The following is a 19,938-nucleotide window of genomic DNA, read 5'->3' as shown; positions in this document are numbered from 1 at the left end:
TCCACTGCGGCTCGGATCCCTGGGGGCGAACGGGTCGTCATGGCTCTGGCGGCGCACCATACCGACCGGTTGGCATGTGTGTCTGTCCGCTGGGGGTCACGTTTCGGGGGCGATGTGGTTCCCCCCGGCGGGGAAGGTCGAACGGATGCCCCCGTCGGACGATCAACGCGTGGGGTCGAGAAGGACCTTGCGGACGCCGGCGGCGCGGCTGTTGAACAGTTCGTACGCCGCGGGGCCCTGGGAGAGGGGGAAGCGGTGGGAGATGACGACCTCGGGGGTGATGCGGCCGGCCTGGGTGAGGGGTATCAGGGCGGGGAGCTCGTAGTGGATCGAGCACAGCCCGATGGCGAACTCCAGCTCCTTGACCTGGGCCAGTCCCATGTGGAAGGGGAAGGCCCTGTTCTGGTTGACGCCGACGACGCTGACGCGTCCCGCCTGCCGGACGGCCTTGAGGGCGAGCTCGATGGTGGCGTCCGAGCCCACGGCCTCCACCACGGCGTCCGGCCCGCGTCCGGCGGTCATCTCCCGCACGGCCGCCCGCGCGTCGTCGCCCTCGACCGGTTCGACGCCCAGGGTGGCGGCGAAGGCACGGCGCTCCGCGACCAGGTCCACGCCCAGTACACGGGCGGCGCCCATCACGAAGGCGGACTGCGCGGCCATGAGGCCGACCGGGCCCAGGCCGATGACCAGTACCGTCTCGCCGGGCTGGATGCGGGCCCGGCGGCATCCATACCAGGCTGTGGGAGCGTTGTCCGTCAGGACGACGGCGGCCTCGTCGGAGATGCCGTCGGGCAGGTGCACCAGGTTGATGTCGGCATGGGGCACGGCCAGCGCCTGGGCCTGACTGCCCGGAAGCCGCGGGCTCACTCCGTAGCAGAGGTCGCTCGGGGCATGGGCTCGCTCGCACCTTGCGGTGAGTCCCCTCGCGCAGGTTCCGCACAGAGTGCAGCCGACCGAGGCGGGAACCATGACCCGGTCGCCGGGCTTGAAGCGGGTGACCCGGTCGCCGGTGTCGACGACGACGCCGACGCACTCGTGTCCCGGTGTGTAACCGGTGTCCGGGCTGAACCCGTTGCCGCCGTAGATGTGCAGGTCACTGCCGCAGATACCGGCCGTGGTGACCTGGACGACGGCGTCGGTGGGGCTGGTGACGGCCGGGTCGGGTACGTCCGCGTACCGGATGTCCTGGGGGCCGTGGTAGGTCAGAGTCTTCAATGGATGCCTCCATCCCGGCGCAGGGCGGCGCCGTGCAGAACAGGGATTCCGGAGCGGTTGCCTGGCTCCCGCGGCGCATCAAGGCGCTTTAATCAAGGATTAATGCATGCGTATTAGTTCGGCGGGGCGACGCTAGCATGGGCATCCGTGACAGCACATGAGACGCAGGCCACGTCGCCTCGGAGCCGGAAGGCCGGTGACACCCGCGGCACGCTCATCCGGGCTGCGGAGCGGTTGTTCGCGGTGAAGGGCGTCGACGGTGCGTCGCTCAACGAGATCAAGCGGGCCGCCGGCCAGCGCAACGCGATGGCCCTGCAGTACCACTTCGGCGACCGGGCGGGTCTGCTGCGGGCCGTGCTCGACAAACACCTTCCCGCGGTGGACGCCCGCCGGGAGGTGCTGCTGCAGCAGTACGAGGACAGTGGTGACAGCGACAGCGACAGCGGCGGCGACGCCGACCTTCGATCCCTGGCCGCCGCACTGGTGTTGCCTGCCGCCGCGAAACTCGCCGACCCCGACGGCGGCCGCGAGTTCCTGCAGATCGTGGCCGAACTGCTCAATCGCCCCGAACCCCTGGTCGAAGTCGTCGTGACGGAGGAGTCGAGCATCTATCCCTGGCGGCGCCTGCTGGAGCCGTTGCTGACGTCCGAGTCGACCGCGGTGTTCCATACCCGCTTCACCGCCATGCGCTTCTGCCACGCCGAACTCGCCGCCCGGGCCGCTGCCCGCCCTCGCGAAGACGACCGGTTGTTCACCAGCCGACTCGTCGACCTGGTCACCGCACTGCTGGCCGCGCCGGTGTCCGAGCAGACCGCACGACTGCTGCGCGAGCGGAACCGCACGAGTACTGCACGAGCGGGACGCACGAGTGCTGCACGAACGAGACCTTAGGAGCCGGAGCCGGTTCGAGTCGCGGATCTCGACTCGCTGACCCGTCCGGCGCGGTGCGTGGCGGGCAGGGGCGCGCACCACATGTGGTGAACGTCATGCAGCTCGGCATACCTACTGGTCGGTACTCTGCGGCAAAGCCGCGAACGACAGGAGCCGCGATGTCTGCGACCAACCGCCAGATCCGTCTGGCAGCCCGCCCCGTGGGCGAGGTCGAATCCGATGACTGGGAGCACTGTTCAGGGACCGTCGACGACCCGGGGCCGGGTCGGTTCGCGGGCCGGACGCGCGTCATCTCGCTGGACCCGGCCATGCGGGGCTGGCTGGACGACCGTCCTTCCTACCTGCCGCCGGTGGGCATCGGCGAGGTGATGCGCGCCGGATCGGTCATCGAGGTCACCGCGTCCAACCACCCCGGGTTCCGACCGGGCGATCACGTAGTCGGCACGTTCGGCGTCCAGGAGTACGTGGTCTCCGACGGCAAGGGCGCCATGAAGATCGACACCTCCCTCGCCCCGCCCTCGACGTATCTCGGCGCGCTGGGCATGCCCGGCATGACCGCCTACTACGGCCTGCTGGACGTCGGGGCACTGAAGGACGGCGAGACGGTCGTGGTGTCGGGAGCGGCCGGGGCGGTCGGCACCATCGCCGGTCAGATCGCAAAGGCCAAGGGCTGCCGGGTCGTGGGCATCGCCGGAGGGCCGCAGAAGTGCGCCATGCTCACCGACGAACTGGGATTCGACGCCGCGATCGACTACCGCACCGAGGACGTCAGGAAGGCGCTGCGCCGGCACGCCCCCGAGGGCATCGACGTCTACTTCGACAATGTCGGAGGAGACATCCTCGACGCCGCCCTGACGCGGCTGGCCATGCACGCGCGCGTCGTGATCTGCGGCGCGATCAGTCAGTACAACAACGACACGCCGGTCAAGGGCCCTTCCAACTACCTCTCGTTGCTGGTGCGCCGCGCCCGCATGGAGGGCTTCGTCGTCTTCGACTACGCCCAGCGCTACGCGCAGGCCGCGCAGGACATCTCCGCGTGGATCGGCGCCGGCCGGATCAAGGTCAAGGAACATGTGGTGAGGGGGACCGTGGACGACTTCCCCGAGACGCTGCAGATGCTCTTTCGCGGGGAGAACGTCGGAAAGCTCGTTCTGGAGCTGGCATGACCGCCGTCGAGCGCCAGACCGCCTTCCGGTCACGACCCATGGACGGTGCCGCGCTCGAGGGCGGAGGCCTCCACCGACGGGGTCGGTCAGGCCGAAGCTAGCCCGGGTTCAGCTGGTGCGGGCAGCGCGCGCCCCTCGTAGGCTCGAACTGCTCGGGGCCTGCTGGGGAGGTCTGCCATGCCCCGAACCATCTGGTCCGGCGCCATCTCGTTCGGATTGGTCACCGTTCCGATCCACGTCCAGTCCGCCACCGAGAACCACTCGATCCAGTTCCACCAGTACCACCTGGAGGACACGGGCCGGATCCGCACCCGCAAGGTCTGCGAAATTGAGGACCGCGAGGTATCGAACGCGGAGATCGGCAAGGGCTACGAGTACGCCAAGGACCAGGTCGTCGCCATCAGCGACGAGGAACTGCGCGACCTGCCGCTGCCAACAGCGAAGGCGATCGAGATCGATGCCTTCGTCGCGGCGGACGACATCGACCCGATCCGGATCGGCGAGGGCTACTACCTCTCCCCGGACGGCCAGGTCGCGGCCAAGCCGTACAAGCTGCTCCGCGAGGCCCTGGCCCGCTCGTCGAAGGTGGCCATCGCCAAATATGCATGGTCCGGACGCGAACGGCTCGGCATGCTCCGGGTCCGGGGCAACGCCATCGTCCTGCACGCGATGCACTGGCCCGACGAGATCCGCGACCCCACCGAACTCCTCCCGGAGCCCGTGGACGTGTCCGAGGACGAGATCAAGGGCGCACTCGCCCTGATGGAGTCGATGTCCCGCGACGACCTCGAAGGCGACGCCTTCAAGGACACCTACACGGAAGCCATGGAGAAGATCATCGAAGCCAAGCGGGAAGAAAAGCCGCTCCCCGAGATGCCCGAGCCGGAGCAGCCGGGCCGGGTCCTCGACCTGATGGCCGCGCTCGAGGAGTCCGTGTCCAAGGCCAAGGCATCCCGCGGCGAGAACGCCGACGTGCACGAGCTGCCGAGGCCGAAAAAGAAGACGGCTGCGAAGAAGACCGCGGCAAGGAAGCAGCCGACCAAGAAGAGCGCGGCGAAGAAGACGGGTACACGGCGGCCCCGGAGCGCCTGAGTCGCCCGCCAGTGGCGGGCGTGGACAGGGCGCCCCACCAGTGGTCACCAGGGGGACCGAAGGGGAGAGCCGCTGGCACTGCTTCCTACGCGGTCGGTGAGCTCCGCCCCGACTGCCGCTCAGCTCATGTCGTCCTGCGGGGAGAGGGCGAGTAGTCCCAGATGGCTTGCCCGCTGTAGTTCAAAGACCAGTGGTTGCCGGCTTTCAGGTGTTGCAGGACTGCTCGCTGTACGGTGGTGGTGGGGGTCAGGCGGAGGGCTGTAGGGCGGTCCGCAGGCGATTGTCCGAAGGCGTTTTCTAGTGCGTCCCGGTCGCCGGGTGTGAGGCCCGTCTTGTCTGCCGGGCCGGGGCCGTTGTGGTTGAAGTACTGGTACTTGCTGGTGAAGCGGCGGATCTCGTGGTCCTCGGGGAAGAAATCTGCCACAGCAGGGTCGTTGACCCAGCTGCCGACGTAGCAGGGGATGGCGTCGTAGCCGAAGCGAACCCCGTCCGCGTACCGCCTCGGGAGGCGGCAGAAGAAGTAGTGGATCTCGTGAGCCCAGGCCCTGTCGGCGGGAATCGCGAACGGCTCGGTGCCGTAGGGCAGCCGTACCTCGATGGAGACGTTCGACGCTCGGCAGTCGAGGCCGTCGAGGCGGTAGCGGCGGCCCTGGAACACCGGCAGGACGTAGTCGTCGAATGGGAAGGCAGGCTCGACCTCAGCTCCCGCTGCCTCCAGCGTCCTTCGCCGCACGGCCACCTTCTCTCCGAGGATCCCCAGGCTCGCCCACGAGACCTCGTCCGGCACCTCCATCGTCGCGTGCAGGGCGCGGACATCCGGTACAACGGCAAGGCAGGCCAGCACCGTGAGCCATCGGCCGGTCGGGCCGTGGTCGGTGAGGACGGGGCGCGGCGGCATGGGGGTGTCCAGGCCCATCCCGGTGCGCAGGGCCGCGACCGTGCGCTCCAGGAGCCAGAACCAGGGCGTGCCGGGCTCGGTGGCCTTCTCCGCCGCCCCGGCCACCTCCGCCTGGTCCTCGGCCGGCACCTTCAACTGCGTCAGCAGGGAGTCCAGTTGCTGCCCTGTGGGGATTTCGGCCCCAGCGGCGCCGACGGGGGTGCGCTCCAGCGCCTCCGTCCACTCGCGGTGTTCCTCGCCCAGGCCCAGCGTCGCCCGTACCTCGGCCGCGTTCACACTGCCTTTTATCGTCATCACGACGATAATCATAGATCATGACGGACAGCTCCCAGCCGCGCAGGCCGGCGCACCGGGAGTGCCCCGCGTGCGCCGGACGGCGCCGGGTACTCGGCCCGTCCCTGCGAGGACCGGCGAGAGGAGCCGACGGTGAGCAGCGCAACGGGCAGCAAGGTCGTCGTCACGGGTGCCACCGGAAATGTCGGCACCAGCGTGGTGCGGCTTCTCTCGGAGGACCCGGATGTGGCCTCGGTAAGGGGTCTGTCCCGGCGGATCCCGGACTGGTCGCCTCGGAAGACCGAGTGGACGGCCGTCGACCTGGCCTCGGACCGGGCCGATCTCGCCGCCGCCTTCGTCGACGCGGACGCGGTCGTGCACCTGGCCTGGGCGTTCCAGCCCACACACGATCCGGCGGCGACCTGGCGTACGAACGTCCTGGGCAGCATCCGGGTCTTCGAGGCCGTGGCCGCCGCGCGGGTGCCCGTCCTCGTGCACGCGTCCTCGGTGGGCGCGTACTCGCCGGGACCGAAGGACCACGCGGTGGACGAGTCCTGGCCCACGCACGGCTGGCCGGACGCCGCCTACTGCCGGGAGAAGGCCTACCTCGAGCGGACCCTGGACACCTTCGAGCGCGACCATCCCGGGATCCGGGTGGTGCGGATGCGGCCGGCGTTCCTGTTCAAGCGGCAGTCGGCGAGCGAACAGCGGCGCATCTTCGGCGGCCGGTTCCTGCCCGGCCCGGTCGCCCGCCCCGAACTGCTGCCGTTCCTGCCGGACATTCCGGGACTGCGCGTCCAGGCACTGCACACCGACGACGCGGCCGAGGCGTACCGGCTCGCGCTGCGTACCGAGGTGCGCGGCCCCTTCAACCTGGCCGCCGAGCCGGCCCTCGACGCGGAGCTGCTCGGCGAGATGTTCGACGCCCGCCCGGTGCGCCTGCCCCGGACGGCGGCCCGATCGGCGATCGCCGCCGCCTGGGGACTGCGCCTCCTCCCAGCCTCCCCGCACCTCTTCGACGCCGTCCTCAGGCTCCCACTGATGGACTGCACGCGTGCCCGCGTCGAGCTGGGCTGGCATCCGCAGCACACGGCGCCGGAGGTGCTGGAGGAGTTCCTCCTGGGCCTGCGGGCCGGTGAGGGCGAGGCCACCGAGCCGATGCGCGGGCGCAAGGTGGGCTGAGCGCCCGGCGCCCACCGACGGCCGGGCGGTGTCGGTGGGCGCCGGACCGGATCAGGCCGTTCCGGCGGGTTGGCCGTCCTCGTCGACGCGTTGGCGTTGCCGCCGTCGCACACCCGAATCCTCCTGTCCGGCTGCGCCCATGCACGCGACCCACGACCTTGAGCCTCTGGTCAGCCATCCATACGGATCCCCTTGAAGCCGGGCCCCAGCCCCCGCCGCCGGGAACGCTGTGCGGAACGCCGCGGGCCCAGCACTTCCACCGTGGCCGCCGTGCCTTCGTCGTCGCCGAGTCCGAGCAGCCGGCGGGCATGGGTGGTGGCGGCCGTCACCGGCGCGAGGGCCGCCGCGAGGTCCGGCCCGAGCTCGGACAGCGCCCCGGCAAGGGTGTCGATCGCATCCAGGAGGTCGTCGGCGGCCGCCGGGCTCCAAGCCTCCGGCCCGGTGTAATCGGCGAGGTGGCAGGCGCTCTCGGCCGCCGTATCGGCATAGTGCTCCGCCCCGGGCGGAAAAGATCACCCACCGTGCCCGGGTCGTCTGCTGAAGTCAGCGGGCTCGGACGATCTCGATGACCGTGTCCGGGCAGCCGTCGAGGACTTCGGTGAGCACAGCCTGTTCGGCGGGGTCTACGGCAAGCCCCCAGCGGATTTTCACGGCGACCCAGTCAGTGGCGTACGTGCAGCGGTAGCCCTCCGCGGGCGGCTGCCACGTGGCCGGGTCCTGGTCGGCCTTCGACCGGTTGCTGGTGGCGGAGACGGCGTTGACTTCCTCCCCCGCCTAAAGGCGGGGGATTCCAGCGGTCGCCCGCTGGGTTTCCTGCTTCACCGACGACGGCCCCGTCCGGGAGGACTCCCGTTGAGGTCTTACACCGTCTCCACAGGCAGACACGGCCAGCCCGGCCGCGAGAATGTTCTCCGCCGCGTTCACGTCGCGGTCATGCGTTGCGCCGCAGTCACACGTCCACTCGCGGACGTTCAGCGGCAGCTTCGCCCGGCTCGTGCCGCAGGTTGCGCACAGCTTGCTGCTGGGGAACCAGCGGTCGACCACGACGAGTTCACGGCCGTACCAGGCGCACTTGTACTCCAGCATGGAGCGCAGCTCCGTCCACGACGCGTCCGAGATGGCGCGCGCGAGCTTGCCGTTCTTCAGCAGATTGCGGACGGTCAGGTCCTCGATAACGACCACTTGGTTCTCGTGGACGATGCGCGAGGTCAGTTTGTGCAGGAAGTCGCGGCGCCGGTCCGCGATCCGCGCATGGACCTTGGCGACGCGAAGCCGGGCCTTCTCCCGGTTCACCGAGCCCTTGGCCTTCCGCGACAACTCCCGCTGCGCCTTCGCGAGACGGGCGCGGTCACGCCGCTCATGTTTCGGGTTGGCGACCTTTTCCCCGGTGGACAGGGTCACGAGCGACGTTATGCCCGCATCGATACCGACCGCGTTCGCCGTGGCGGGCGCGGGGGCAATGCGGTCGTCGCACAGCAGCGACACGAACCAGCGCCCGGCACTGTCGCGGGACACGGTCACGGTGGTCGGCTCCGCCCCCGCGGGGAGGGGACGCGACCAGCGGATGTCCAGATGACCGGACATCTTGGCCAGCGTCAGACGGCCGTCGCGCCACTTGAAGCCAGAACGCGTGTACTCCGCCGAGGCGCGGGACTTCTTCTTGGCCTTGAAGCGCGGGTACTTACTGTCCCTAACAAAGCCGCTGGACGTGGCGATGGGTGATCAGGCAGACGGCGAGTCCGAGGAACGCTTCGTGGATGTCGTCGCGTCGTTCCCAGCGGATGCGCAGGCGGCGAAAGCCGTGGAGCCAGGCGATCGTGCGCTCGACGACATAGCGGAAAACGCCCAGGCCAGTGCCGTGCGGCTCGCCTCGCTTCGCGATCACGGGGCGGATCCCCCGCTGCCAGAGCAGGCGACGGTACTTGTCGTGGTCGTAACCGCGGTCGGCCAGCAGCGCGTCGGGCCGTCGGCGCGGTCTGCCGGCCCGGCCCGCGACGGCCGGGATCTTGTCCAGCAGAGGCTCGAGTTGGGTGACGTCATTGCGGTTCCCGCCGGTCAGCGACACCGCGAGCGGGATGCCCTGTCCGTCGACGATGAGGTGGTGCTTGCTGCCCGGACGTGCGCGGTCGACCGGGCTGGGTCCGCTTTTGGGCCCCGCCGGGCCGCGCGAACGTGCGAGGAGTCGATCACCGCCCTCGACCAGTCCAGCTGGTCCTTCGACCGCAGCTTCTCCAACAGCAGCACGTGCAGCCGATCCCAGACGCCGGCCTCGTTCCAGGCCGCCAGGCGCCGCCAGCAGGTCATCCCCGAGCCAAAGCCCAGCTCCTGGGGCAGGTACTCCCACTGGATCCCGGTGTGCAGGACGAAGAGGATTCCGCACAGGGCCTGACGGTCCGGCACCCGAGGTCTGCCCTCGACCAGCTTCGGGCCCGGCTCGGGCAGCAACGGCTCGATGAGCGACCAGAGTTCATCCGACACGATCCACGGTCGCGACTGGCGTTTCCCCACGACCAGACCAACGAGCGGACAAGCCAACAGTCACATGATCAACAACTTTTGTTAGAGCCAGTTAGCGCGTTTGCCGAAGAAGTTCCCGAACGCCGTCTGGAGATGGCGCAGCGCCTGCTGAAGCGGGACCGAGGACACCTCGGCGAGGAACCCGAACTCCTCGGTCTTCTTCCACTGAGTCAAGGCGGCGGACGACTGGACGTAGGAGATGCGGCGCTGCTCGCCGGACCAAGCGCGAGTGCGCTCCTCCAGCGCCTTGTTGTAGACGAGACGGACACAGCCGAATGTGCGAGACAGCTCAGCCGCCTGCTCACCGGTGGGGTAAAAGCGGTACTTGAAGGCCCGCTTGACCTGCTGCGCCATACTTCACATTCTATCAGCTCCCGTGTGAGTCACGGGCATTGCCCTATGATTACCGACGCGGGATCGCCCTGGAGGCGATCCGCCTTTCCTTGCCCTGGTCCGCAGGAGCTTCGATTCCTCCCCGGCCTGAAGGCCGGGGTATCCACGAAGGAGTCCCGATGAGATCGGCAGTGAACACCGCGAACACTTCGGATGGTGCGGCACGCGCGTGTCTGCCGTAAGGCCGGCCGTACGGCCGCTGTCGATGACGGTATGAGGTGGCGAGGTGCAGGGAGACAGGACACTCGAGGCGCTCAGGGCCTTGTGGGCGTGTGAAGAGAAGGCCGAACACGGCTGGGTACTGGATGCTGTGGCGCCGTCGTTTCAGCGGCGAGCGCGTGCCTTGGCGGGGGAGGGGCTGGTGGAGACGGCCGGCCGGGAGACGCGTGCGGAGCTGTCGGCGTGGGAGGGCCGTCCGGTGCGCTGGGCGGTCCGCTTGTTGGCGACCGGGCACGACCTGCTCGCCTACGCCGGGGTCCGGCCTGCTCCGATGTCCCTGGAGCCGGGGCCGGGGGAGCGGTTGGTGGAGCTGGCGCCCTCGCAGATGACAGCACTGCGGGTGTTCGTCGGCCTGGCCGGCGAGCTGAAGTCACCACCCGCGACAGGCCTTGCCGAGCAAGTCCGTACAGCCCCGTACGACCGGGGGACGAGGCGTTGGCAGCTGCATCTGACGCAGGAGCAGATGGAGTCGGCGGCATACGGATTCTGGTTGCATCGGCTGACCGGGTCCGCGGCGGAGGCCAACCGCTTCGGCCGTGACTTCGGAGTCCTCTACGCCCCAGGCTCAGAGAAGGACAGTCCGGCTGCCATCTCGTGAAGGTGCCGGGTGCGGCACGGGCTCGAGGCGGTATCGGCGGCGACCCGGCTCCTCCAGGTTCTCCCGCTGGCCGGTGCCCGGCAGCGCGCCCTGGCCAGACACTGCGCGACCCGCCCGGGCCGGAGGGACTGGTCCTGCGACTGACCGCTGCCGGAAGGCAGCCGATGCCTCGTCATTAGCCTGCTCCCGGACGAGTTGCTCGTCGCGTGCACGGCGGCTGGGGCTCGTACGGCGGCCGGCATGTCCCCTGCCGCTCTGCTCCCACGCCCCTGGTGCGCATCGTCCGACCGGACGGCCAGGAGCTCCGGGGGCGCCTGTACGTCCGCAGGCAGTTCCCGCGCGGCGGCTGGATGTACCGGGTCGGCCTGCCGATGTGGGCCGTCGACGACCTCCCCAAAGCGCGATGCACTGCAGTAGTAACCCGGCGGTGCAGTGGATCAGTTCGCTGGCTCCTCAGCGAGGGCGTGCGCTGTCCGATCTCCTTGAATTATGTTCCAGGAATCAGCCCGATTTGAGCATCGGTGATATGCCGCCACCGGGCGGAGCTGGCCTGGGCAGCAAGGGTTAGCGGGTGGTCGCCACCCAGCACCCGGAGCATCCGGGGGAGCAATTGATCGTAGGCAGATGCTGCGCCAAGCGCGTCTCCCGCCTCCCCTCGCATGCTAGCGAGGTTGTGCCGGGTGGCGAGTGTCTCAGGATGATCTGGGCCCAGAACCCGCTCTTCGTCAGGTAACAGTTTCTGATAGCTGGCCAGAGCGCCGACGGTATCGCCCGATTTCCATTGCGCAAAGGCATAATTTCTGCGGGCTATCAGGGCGTATAGGTGGTCCGGTCCCAGAACGAGCGAGATCCGGTCGAGTAGATCGTCGAAGGCGGCTACGACTCTAGATGCCTCCCCTGCGTTTCCCTGCCAGGATAAGAGGTCGACGTGGAACGACAATGCTATGGGGTGGTCGGGGCCCAGAACGTGCTCTACTCGGTTAAGCGCTGACTCAAGGAAGGCGACAGCACCGGCGGCGTCTCCCGACTCGCCTTGCCAATTAGCAAATCTCCGCACGGAAGTGAGAGTCAACAGATGGTCGGGGCCCAGAACTTGTTTCAGCTGGTCGATCAGTTGAAGGTAGTCGGATTTGGCGGCATCCGCGTTGCCTGCTCTTCCTCGCCATTCTGCGAGGTTGTGCCGGATGGTGAGGGTTTCGGGGTGATCGGAGCCCAGAATCCGGTCCGATTTGGCCAGCAACTCCTCGAAGGCGGAAATCGCCCCGGTCGCATCCCCTGCTTCTCCTCGCCAGCGAGCAAGGTTGTTCCGGATGATGATGAGGGTTTTGGGGTGATCGGAGCCTAGAACCCGGTCCGAGTCGGCCAGTAATTCCTGAAGATCAGAAACAGCGCCAACAGCGTTGCCTGCTTCTCCCCGCCAGGTGGCCAGGGTGGCACGAGCCTTGAAGACCTCAAGATCGTCGGCGTCGAACACTTGTAACATATGGTCAAGTAAGGTCTCAAGCGCCGCCACTGCACCGACCGGATCTCCTGCCTCCCCTGTCCAGTGAGCAAGGTGGTGGCGAGCGGCAAGGGTGTCGGGGTGGTCAGGCCCCAGCTTTTCGCGAGCTGTGTTGGTCAGTCGCCGGAAGTAGTCAACAGCCGCAGCGTGTTGCCCGGCTTCGCCCAGACTCCGGCCGGCACGGAGAAGCACCTGATGAGCGCCGTCGGACTGGTACAGGGCGTCTTCAGCGTGGCTGATGAGGGCATCAGTGTTGGAGCGTAAAGCCTGGGCGAGGGCGGTGTCGCGTTCCATGTCGGGCCAGGAATCGGTGAGGGCATCTGCGACTGTGCAGGCGAGGCGGCCACGTTGCTCGGCGGTGAGGGAGTCACGAGTGACGCGTTGAACCAGTTGGTGGACGCGTACTTCCCGGTGAATGTGGTCGATCAGGCTCAGCCGGTGCAGGATGCGCAGGGCCCGCTTCGCATCCTGGGCCGTGGCCTGTCCGGTGGAGGACTGCCTGTCGAGGCCCGTGCGGTGCTCGGTGAGGTAAGTCAGAGCCGCTGGGCTGGCCAAGACTGGATCGGGGATACCGCTGGCGGCCAGGACAGCGGTGAGCCGGAGCATGGGGTGGGCCAAGCCAACCGGAGGAAGCTGGTCGGCGCGGCTGACTGACAGCGACCAGAGGGCGGCCACAGTAGCGGGTTGATCGTCGGGCAGCCCGGAAGGGTCCGGGAGCAAGTCGGCAAGGGCTTGTACGCGATCGGCCAGCAGTCCTCGGTAGGCGGCGCAGTCCAGGTCGGCGTCGATGACATAGGCGACCGCCTGGGACAGGGCTAGAGGAAGATGGCCTAGCTCGTCGGCGAGGGCAGCGAGTTCCGCCGGGGGTTCGGTGCGACCGTGGGACGCGAGCGCGGTGGCGAGGTAGGTGAGGGCCTCGTCGGGGGTGAACAGACCGACCTGCACCAGGCGTCGGCCGTAGCCGGTCAGGGCGGCATCACGACGGCGGGTGGTGACAAGAGTGCGGCCGTGCGGGCTTTGGGGCGGCCATAAGCCGCGCAAGTCGGCGGGGTCGGCGAGGTCGTCGAGCACGATCAGCCAGCGACGCTGGGTGGTGCCCGATTTGGGCTCTAGCCAGGCCAGAAACGAGCGCGCAGCCTGTTCCGAGTCAGTGGGATCGGCGCCGAGTACCTCAGCGGCAGCCTGAGCGTAGCCAGCAATGATCGCGGTGCGGGTGCTCGCGGTGACCCACACCAACAGATCCACCTCACCCCTGGCCCATACGTGGCGGGCCCGGTGTACGGCGAGCTGGGTCTTGCCAACTCCGCCTGTGCCGGCCAGCACCTGGCACAGCATCGCTGCATCCCGGCCAGTCACGGCCTGTTTCAGCTGCTGAACAGCTGCGCGCCCTTGGAACCAGTCAGCCTGCCGGGGCAACACCCCCACCTGATGCGGCCACGACGCCAGGCGTCGTGGCGCGGCGTGGTAGACGACCTGGCCGGCGCTGCCGATTGCCACGCTGTTGTGGTCAGCCAGCGCTGTGACGCTGGCCGGTGTACCAGTGCTTGTGGGTTGTGGTGGGCTTGGAGCGGCCGGCCCGTTCAGCCCTGGGACGGGTCCGGCGCCGGAGGGTGACCTACGTACGCGCCTCCCTGGATGATTCCAGCCGCGATTGAGCCTCTGTCAGCGCGGATGTCCACGTTGCCGCCAGCAGCCAGACCTCCCTGACCAGCCGACACCCCGCCTTGAGGTACGTGTTGATCCAGCAGGGCGCGCATTTCCTCGGCGGCCCGGGCTCGCTCGGTGTCATCCATGCTTTCCAACAGCGCCTCGATGCGGGCTTGCCACATCGCCTCTTGTCGGATGCGCGCTCGCTCCAGCACGGCTATCTCTGCTGTCTCCAACTCACCAGCGGTTTGATCCAGGCGCTCCAGTTCCGCCCGTTCGCGCCGCTCGTCGCCCCGGCCGAACCAGCGGGCCAGTGCCTGCCGCAAGCCGCTCCACACATCCGTCCCCGCTGCCTGCGCCACCGCGGTCCCGCCCGCTGCGGCAAGTGCTGTTAACGCCTGCTCCACCATCCTCGTTCTCCCTCCTCCACAGCACAGACGATCTCGCCAGCACGGTAGCGCCGCATACAGTGACCCCGCAGCCCTCAGCCCGTACACGTGTTGCGCGGCCGCCGACTGCCGCTCTCAATACACCTCGTGGACGTATCCGCCCCGACTCGTCGATGCTTCAGTCTTCCCGGTCGCCAGCCGGGCGAGGAATAAATACCGACTCCTGGAATACTGCCTCTCCTCCAGGTCAAGACGGAGAGCGTCGAGGCGCAGGAGTACCGGGTCTGGCTGACGGCGGCACAGGCCCGGCCGATTCGGGGCGTCTCCTACAACCAGGGCGACACGTACCCGCTCCAGCAGATGGTCCCGTCGGCGGACGCGGCCGAGCGGTGGGCCTGGAAGGTCGAGGAAGATCCGGCGGGGGCAGGCCATCCGGACTCTGTCGTCGTTCACGGCTGGCACTGCCAGGAAGCGCTGGTTGATGGCGACGAGCTCGGACTGTTCGATGCGCTGGAGATCATGCAACGACCTGGCGCGGTCGCCTGCTCGGAGTGCGGGGCCGACGTCGCGTTGAGGCCGCTCGCGTAACCGGGGCTTCCGCCCTGCTTCGGTGTGCGGACGTCCGGCTCCTCCACCGATGGCATCAAACGGTTCCTGGTCGGACTTGGACCGGTGGGACGCGGCGGAATCGGTGGAGAGGGTGTTGGAGGCGAGCGCTATGGTGCGTGGCCGTGGACGCTGCTGATCTTGAATGCCGGGCCCGGACGCGGTCCGGGTGCATCCCGCCGGAGCTGGTCTCACGGCTGCTGGAACGCGGCCACGTCGACGTGGTGGAGCTGCACGCCGGACGCGGGCAGTGGTTCTGCGCGCTGGCGTGGGCGCGGTTGCTGGGGGAGGAGGGCCGGCAGGTCGACGCGTTGGAGGTGCTCGGCCCGTACCTGGCGACCGGCTGGTGGACGGCCGTCGAAGCCGCGGCCGAGCTGCTGGAGGACTGGGGCCGCGTCGACGAGGCGATCGAGATCACCCGGGTCCGCATGGAGGCCGGACACCCGATGGCACTGGAGTCCTACACGCGCCTGCTCGCGCGGCACGGCCGCGCCGAGGAGGCGTTCACCCTGCTGCGCCGGCACATCGGCGAACTGCCCCTCGGCATCTTGGTCGACGTCGCGGGCGCCGCCGGCCGCGACGAGGAAGCCGCAGCCCTGGTCGCCGCCCGGACCGAACACGAGTGTTCCGACTTCCCGTGGTGCTGCCGAGGCCTCGATCGCGACACGGCATTCGGGTACCTGGCCGTGATCCGCGAGCGCCAGGGCCGCACCGACGAGGCGATCGCCCTGCTGTGCGCCAGCAGCACCAGCCTGCTCAACAACCGTGAGCAACTGGCCGCGGTCCTGGGACGGCACGGCCGGCTAGACGAGCTTCGGGCAATGGCGGCGACTGACGACTCAGGGTGCGCAGTTCGGCAGCTCGCGAGGTTGCTGGAGGAGAGCGGCGATGTGGCAGGGGCGATCGCGGCATACCGGCAGGCCGACCAAGCCGTGGCCGGCGACTCCAAGTCGGCTTTCGAGCTCGCGCAGCTTCTGGCCCGGCACGGCCGGGGGAGCGAAGCAATCGACGTGATGCGGGTCCAGGCAGACATCTACAACGGGTACGACTGGGTCCTCCATACGCTGGCCGAGCTGTGTCTCGACCAGGGCCGCCCCGAGGAAGGCCTGGCGCACCTCGACGCCCTCGCCGCCGCCCGCGGGGGCGAGGAGGAGTGGGACCTGTACTGGATACGGCTGCCGCTGATCGCCGCCTGCGACGGCGTCGACGAAGCGGTCGCACAGGCCCGTTCCCACCCCGAGGGCACCACCCGGTACGCGGCGTCGCACATCGCCGAGGTCCTCGCCGGCGCCGGACGTACCGAGGAAGCCGTCGCCGTCCTGGAACAGCACTCCTCCTCGAACTGTCATGACCTGGCCGGCTATCTCATCGACCTCGGTCGCGTCGAGGACGCTTTGGCCATCCTCCTGCAGCCTGCCCTCCGCCCGCCCAAGTGGGCGGGCGGCCTCTGGCACGACGAGCCCCCGTTCTGAGAGTCAGCCCGCTGCCCGGGTTGCCCTTCGGCGCCGTTTCGCACCAGGCCGGCCTGAGCGGGGTGTCCTCGGCGACCAGCTCCGCGAGGATTTCGCGCTGGCCGGCCTCGGCCTGACCCGGAGGATCGGCAGCTGATCCGGTAAGCGGTTGTCAGTGGTCTGGGCTACGGTCGCGGAGGTCCCTGGTGGACCGCTCCGCTCCCGCCTGGCCTCCTATAGCGGCCGGGCGGGAGCGGGTGACGCTCGCTCCCCAGTTCTCGGCACGGGAGCGGGCCCTTCCGGATGGAAGGCCGACACCCGAAGGCGTCCTGTTCCATTGACGCGGGTGCGCCGTGCAATTTCAAGGAGAACCGGGAACTTCCACCCTCCTGCATGCCGTACCTGGCTTTCTTTGCGCCGCAGCGGTCATCCGTGCGCGCCCGGCGCCGCCCTGTGACAGTCATTGTTCCGTGAATCAGTGATCACGTGGCGTAGCAACTTCCTCTGTGGCCATGCTGGTTGCTCTTCCCGTCGGCGGCTTCGGCACCCGCCTTCGGGGGAGCCCTGCGGCTTCCGGATGGGCCGTACGGGATATGGCCGACACCAGAGGAGTTTGGATGCAACGGAAGCAGACGGTGATCATCATGGCGACGGCCACGGTGTTCGTCTGGAGTGTGGTGATGGTGGCGATCGGCCAGACAGCAGCGGTCGCCACGCTCGCCCCGGCCCTCGGGCTGACCGTGCAGCAGATCGTCCACGCCGCCCGCACGCAGGCCGCGCCGGCCTCGGGACACCGCGTGGCGGCGGTGCCGGACAAGGAGGACGACGCCACGTGACGACGCCCTTCGACCCGCCGGTACCGCCGGCCAGTCCGGCCCCCGTGCGCCCCGGGCGCAAGCTGGGGCCGATCGCGGAGAACGTGGGCAGCGCCCACCGCGCCTGGCTGGAGCCGATGCGGGAGACGTACCTGCGCAGCGGACTGACACTGAGCGAGCTCAGCCTGCGGGTGAAAAACGCTCACTGCCGCACTGAAAACGCTTCCCCATTTTCTACGAGCCTTATTGGCCACCGCCTTGTTCTTTGTGTTGGGCGCCTCGTGGATGCCGGCGCCATCATCCGACATGATGCCCGCACGCCGGCGCACCGGCGCCTGCCTCCTGCGAGGGCTGTCGTGGTTGTCATGGACGCGGACTCCAAGGCTACCCATGCGACCTTGACGGCTAAGGGGGCATAATTGATGTGTGCGAGCAGATCGGGAGCCCCATCCAGTCGAAGCCTTGGCAAATAGGTCTCGCGTAAACGCGATCTATTAGTCGACTCGATCCGGCGAGTGTCGGTTCATTTAATCCTCTACCATCTCGGGGACGAGCTGAAATGCTGCTAGCCCTTCCGGGGCAGACAGCCGTTAAGAGGACAGTATGGGATTTACCTTGGACTGGCGCGAGGAGCCAGCAGTCTCGCCACAGTCGGGATTTTTCCTCCAGTCGCGAGCTGGCCAAACGGGGAACTTCGAGGTTGTTATTCCATGGCCAGACGGCGGCTTGGCCCACTATTGGCGCGACAACGAACATCCTGCTCTTCCATGGCATGGCCCCGCACTGTTCGCGCAAGGTAAGCGTTATATCGCGGCATCCTTGACGGAGTCGGACTACACGACTTTTCTCAGCTCACCACTGAATAACCTTGAGGTGATCGCTACCCGAGAGGACGGTGGGCTAGAGCACTGGTGGCGCGAAAACGGGGAAGCGCTAGTTTGGTCAAGCGCAGGAACAATATTCAATGGAGCGACCGGAGCTCCGGCCCTCGTATACCCAGGTGCAATATTTGCAGAAGGGTTCCTCGATATAGACCTTGATGCGCATGAACCGGTCGAGTCCTATGTCGTGACGCCATTGAGTGACGGCGGTTTTGAATTGTTCTCGTCCTGGTCCCTCGAAAGGTTGACTTCCATGGGGACCCCAGACCCGAAAGAAAGTAGGTTTTCGCAAGTCCTACCCGACCGGAAAATTGTCGGCGTCGGAATTGCCCTCACGACGCTACACAACTCAAGCGTGAAAGCCAGCTGGAAGGGAATGCGTGAGATGTACCCGGAGCTGCGCGGCGATATCATCGTTGCGGCAGTTTCGGATCAAGGTGCCCTAAACCTATACGTGCATGGCTCAAAGCCGACTGGAGCTTTCCCCTACGCGCGGGGATGGAACAGCGGGCTCACCATAACTCAGCCAACGGAATTCGGCCATGTATTGCGCCCATTCCGTGGTCGACCTTGCCTGCTGCAGAGCGATTATGGCCTCGATGAGGAATCCTGGTTTTTCGACAGTGGCCACTTTGGTAATCTGGAGTTGATGGCTCCTGGGAAAGATGGCGGAATACTGCACTTCTGGAAAGACAATGGAGAGAAGAAGGGAAGCGGAGACGAGCTTTCACTGGGTTGGTCTTTTGCATCCAAGGTGGGATCTTCCCAATACGACGAGGTGTCATTTATTCAGAGCAACTTCGGCGATGCAGACCATGGCCCTCTTGAAATGATCGCACGGCGTGGTGAACAGAAAGGATTTGACTTCTACTGGCGCGATAACGGATTCGTCTGGCATGGTCCGATCGCTGTGGTTTCAGACAAATCTTCGACGGGAACTGTTGCTCAGCCCCTGTCGCCAACGGAACCGTCCGACGGTCTCGTCTTCACCGCGTGGGAGAACATCGGCAGGGAACGAGCGGTCGGCACACTGCACGGCGTCGAGGTGAGCGTTGAGGGACCGGGAATCGGCGGTGTGACGGACGGAACGTTCACGCTGTTCGCGTCTCCGTACTTCTCACCGCCGCTACCAGCGAGCGATGCCGTGAGTTTGACCTCTCTTGCTGGCAGCTCCTTCCATCTGCGGTTCGGCGTACCGGTACGCGATGTGGTGCTGCACCTTGCATCCGTGGCCTCCAAGATCACCTTCCCTCCTGGGACTGCGGTGACGCGGGTCAGCGGCGACCCGACGTTCTCGCTGTCAGGGACGACCGCCACCGGTGTCGTCGCTGGCTCGCTGGACTCGGGCGGGACGTTGCGGATCCCGGGCGCTGTAACAGATCTCGCATTCACCGCGGATCCGGTTTTCGCCAACGGCCCCGACGGCTTCTACATCCAGGTTGGCGCCTGGCCACAATGAGCTCGCAGCTGGGTTCGGTGTCTCGATAGCGTCAGCCTGGCGCTACGTCGAGGTGACGCTGGACGTACTGGTTGGCTGGGCGCTCGTCCTTCATCATGCGCTTACCGGCCTCGGTTAGGGCGTCCACGCCATCGTTGACAGCACGCTGGTCCCCATTGACCGAATCCGCGCGGACGAGCCGTACTACTCGATGAAGCGCCGCCGGCACGGGATGAGGAGGACGAGCCCGAGGGCCACGCCTTCCCCGCTCTGAAGATCCTCAAGGACGCAGTCGGCCGCTCGAAGATGCACCCGATGCCCGTCATCCGAGCCGCCGACCGCGACAGCGGCCCGTGGCCGCTGATCAGTGAGGACATGGACGGTGAGCCCGGCTGGGTCCACCCCGACGTCACCAGCACCCGCGTCGCCCACGAGCGCAACGGCAAGCGGGTGCGGCGCGACCAGCTGGACGTGCCCGCATCGTTCGGGGACGGTCTGATGTGCCTGATCGACCGCAACGGCTCCTTCCCCTCCGCCTGTTCCGCGGTTCCGCTCGCCCCGAACAAGCTCCTGCACACCGGGCCCCTCGACGTCTTCGACAAGAGCCAGGCCGGCATCTACCAGATCAGCGTCGCCGAGTGGATTACCCGGGCATGCCGCACCCGCTCGGGCGGCTCGCCGAGCGGCCCGACGAGCAGGGACGGGTGTGGGTGACCACCCCGCACGTCAAAATGCTCGAACGCCTCCACCGCGACGGCCACCTCGC

General features: G+C 67.6%; 15 protein-coding genes and 3 pseudogenes. 11 read left to right on the top strand and 7 right to left on the bottom strand.

Annotated features, from left to right (window positions below):
• Positions 1–162: 162 nt before the first annotated feature.
• On the bottom strand, positions 163–1,215 hold the full coding sequence (locus OHU34_RS44670) for an alcohol dehydrogenase catalytic domain-containing protein (protein ID WP_142270037.1): 1,053 nt from the start codon (positions 1,213–1,215) through the stop codon (positions 163–165).
• Between the two features lie 147 nt (positions 1,216–1,362).
• On the opposite strand from OHU34_RS44670, the gene OHU34_RS44665 reads away from it, so the two are divergent.
• The 3 genes from OHU34_RS44665 (at position 1,363) to OHU34_RS44655 (ending at position 4,364) form a co-directional block, all read left to right on the top strand.
• Positions 1,363–2,106 (top strand): helix-turn-helix domain-containing protein, encoded by a 744-nt coding sequence (locus OHU34_RS44665; protein WP_331733545.1) that lies wholly within the window; start codon positions 1,363–1,365, stop codon positions 2,104–2,106.
• 158 nt (positions 2,107–2,264) lie between these two features.
• Positions 2,265–3,272: an NADP-dependent oxidoreductase gene (locus OHU34_RS44660; protein ID WP_200840096.1), complete on the top strand. Its 1,008-nt coding sequence runs from the start codon at positions 2,265–2,267 to the stop codon at positions 3,270–3,272.
• Positions 3,273–3,449: 177 nt separating this feature from the next.
• A complete protein-coding gene (locus OHU34_RS44655; RefSeq protein WP_331733539.1) occupies positions 3,450–4,364 on the top strand; it encodes a Ku protein in 915 nt (304 codons plus the stop codon).
• A gap of 124 nt (positions 4,365–4,488) precedes the next feature.
• On the opposite strand, the gene OHU34_RS44650 is transcribed toward OHU34_RS44655, so the two are convergent.
• A complete protein-coding gene (locus OHU34_RS44650; RefSeq protein ID WP_235034791.1) occupies positions 4,489–5,556 on the bottom strand; it encodes an acyltransferase domain-containing protein in 1,068 nt (355 codons plus the stop codon).
• Between the two features lie 132 nt (positions 5,557–5,688).
• Here OHU34_RS44650 and OHU34_RS44645 point away from each other — a divergent pair, with 132 nt between their 5' ends.
• Entirely contained in the window at positions 5,689–6,717 is a 1,029-nt protein-coding gene (locus OHU34_RS44645; protein ID WP_331733533.1) for an SDR family oxidoreductase, read from the top strand.
• 774 nt (positions 6,718–7,491) lie between these two features.
• On the opposite strand, the pseudogene OHU34_RS44640 reads toward OHU34_RS44645, so the two are convergent.
• The 3 genes and pseudogenes from OHU34_RS44640 to OHU34_RS44630 all read right to left on the bottom strand — a co-directional run.
• Positions 7,492–8,415 (bottom strand): annotated as a pseudogene (locus OHU34_RS44640) (RNA-guided endonuclease InsQ/TnpB family protein); the annotation flags it as partial.
• A protein-coding gene (locus OHU34_RS44635) for an IS5 family transposase (protein ID WP_405764611.1) occupies positions 8,408–9,225 on the bottom strand; the annotation gives its coding sequence in 2 pieces (ribosomal slippage) (positions 8,408–8,874 and positions 8,874–9,225; 819 coding nt in all). The gene OHU34_RS44635 and the pseudogene OHU34_RS44640, both read right to left, overlap by 8 nt.
• A 57-nt stretch (positions 9,226–9,282) precedes the next feature.
• A pseudogene (locus tag OHU34_RS44630) lies at positions 9,283–9,588 on the bottom strand (helix-turn-helix domain-containing protein); the annotation flags it as partial.
• 400 nt (positions 9,589–9,988) lie between these two features.
• Between OHU34_RS44630 and OHU34_RS44625 the strand changes: the two are divergent.
• On the top strand, positions 9,989–10,444 hold the full coding sequence (locus tag OHU34_RS44625; RefSeq protein WP_142270031.1) for a DUF6417 family protein: 456 nt from the start codon (positions 9,989–9,991) through the stop codon (positions 10,442–10,444).
• Positions 10,445–10,931: 487 nt separating this feature from the next.
• Here the strand turns inward: OHU34_RS44625 and OHU34_RS44620 are convergent, their stop codons facing one another.
• Together OHU34_RS44620 and OHU34_RS44615 are read right to left on the bottom strand one after the other, a co-directional pair.
• Positions 10,932–13,442: a tetratricopeptide repeat protein gene (locus tag OHU34_RS44620; RefSeq protein WP_235034752.1), complete on the bottom strand. Its 2,511-nt coding sequence runs from the start codon at positions 13,440–13,442 to the stop codon at positions 10,932–10,934.
• Positions 13,443–13,525: 83 nt separating this feature from the next.
• Positions 13,526–14,002: a hypothetical protein gene (locus tag OHU34_RS44615; RefSeq protein ID WP_142270030.1), complete on the bottom strand. Its 477-nt coding sequence runs from the start codon at positions 14,000–14,002 to the stop codon at positions 13,526–13,528.
• Positions 14,003–14,341: 339 nt separating this feature from the next.
• On the opposite strand from OHU34_RS44615, the gene OHU34_RS44610 reads away from it, so the two are divergent.
• From OHU34_RS44610 to OHU34_RS44585, 6 genes and pseudogenes are all read left to right on the top strand, one after another.
• Positions 14,342–14,569 (top strand): DUF6233 domain-containing protein, encoded by a 228-nt coding sequence (locus tag OHU34_RS44610; protein WP_405772694.1) that lies wholly within the window; start codon positions 14,342–14,344, stop codon positions 14,567–14,569.
• 143 nt (positions 14,570–14,712) lie between these two features.
• Entirely contained in the window at positions 14,713–16,059 is a 1,347-nt protein-coding gene (locus tag OHU34_RS44605; RefSeq protein ID WP_142270028.1) for a tetratricopeptide repeat protein, read from the top strand.
• A gap of 596 nt (positions 16,060–16,655) precedes the next feature.
• On the top strand, positions 16,656–16,874 hold the full coding sequence (locus tag OHU34_RS44600) for a hypothetical protein (RefSeq protein ID WP_142270027.1): 219 nt from the start codon (positions 16,656–16,658) through the stop codon (positions 16,872–16,874).
• A gap of 594 nt (positions 16,875–17,468) precedes the next feature.
• Positions 17,469–19,193 (top strand): hypothetical protein, encoded by a 1,725-nt coding sequence (locus OHU34_RS44595; protein WP_405772691.1) that lies wholly within the window; start codon positions 17,469–17,471, stop codon positions 19,191–19,193.
• Positions 19,189–19,407: pseudogene (locus OHU34_RS44590) on the top strand (IS5/IS1182 family transposase); the annotation flags it as partial. The gene OHU34_RS44595 and the pseudogene OHU34_RS44590, both read left to right, overlap by 5 nt.
• Before the next feature lie 80 nt (positions 19,408–19,487).
• Positions 19,488–19,886 (top strand): hypothetical protein, encoded by a 399-nt coding sequence (locus OHU34_RS44585; RefSeq protein WP_235034751.1) that lies wholly within the window; start codon positions 19,488–19,490, stop codon positions 19,884–19,886.
• The last annotated feature ends 52 nt before the right edge of the window (positions 19,887–19,938 follow it).

The sequence above is a fragment of the Streptomyces sp. NBC_00080 genome (genome assembly GCF_045041255.1).
GTDB lineage: Bacteria > Actinomycetota > Actinomycetes > Streptomycetales > Streptomycetaceae > Streptomyces > Streptomyces coriariae.
This window is presented reverse-complemented; position numbering and strand designations above follow the sequence as displayed.

Coding starts and splice junctions, on each gene's coding strand:
- OHU34_RS44610 (WP_405772694.1), top strand. CDS start 14,342: ATGGTCCCGTCGGCGGACGCGGCCGAGCGGTGGGCCTGGAAGGTCGAG.
- OHU34_RS44585 (WP_235034751.1), top strand. CDS start 19,488: ATGCCCGTCATCCGAGCCGCCGACCGCGACAGCGGCCCGTGGCCGCTG.
- OHU34_RS44655 (WP_331733539.1), top strand. CDS start 3,450: ATGCCCCGAACCATCTGGTCCGGCGCCATCTCGTTCGGATTGGTCACC.
- OHU34_RS44615 (WP_142270030.1), bottom strand. CDS start 14,002: ATGGTGGAGCAGGCGTTAACAGCACTTGCCGCAGCGGGCGGGACCGCG.
- OHU34_RS44660 (WP_200840096.1), top strand. CDS start 2,265: ATGTCTGCGACCAACCGCCAGATCCGTCTGGCAGCCCGCCCCGTGGGC.
- OHU34_RS44600 (WP_142270027.1), top strand. CDS start 16,656: ATGCAACGGAAGCAGACGGTGATCATCATGGCGACGGCCACGGTGTTC.
- OHU34_RS44650 (WP_235034791.1), bottom strand. CDS start 5,556: ATGACGATAAAAGGCAGTGTGAACGCGGCCGAGGTACGGGCGACGCTG.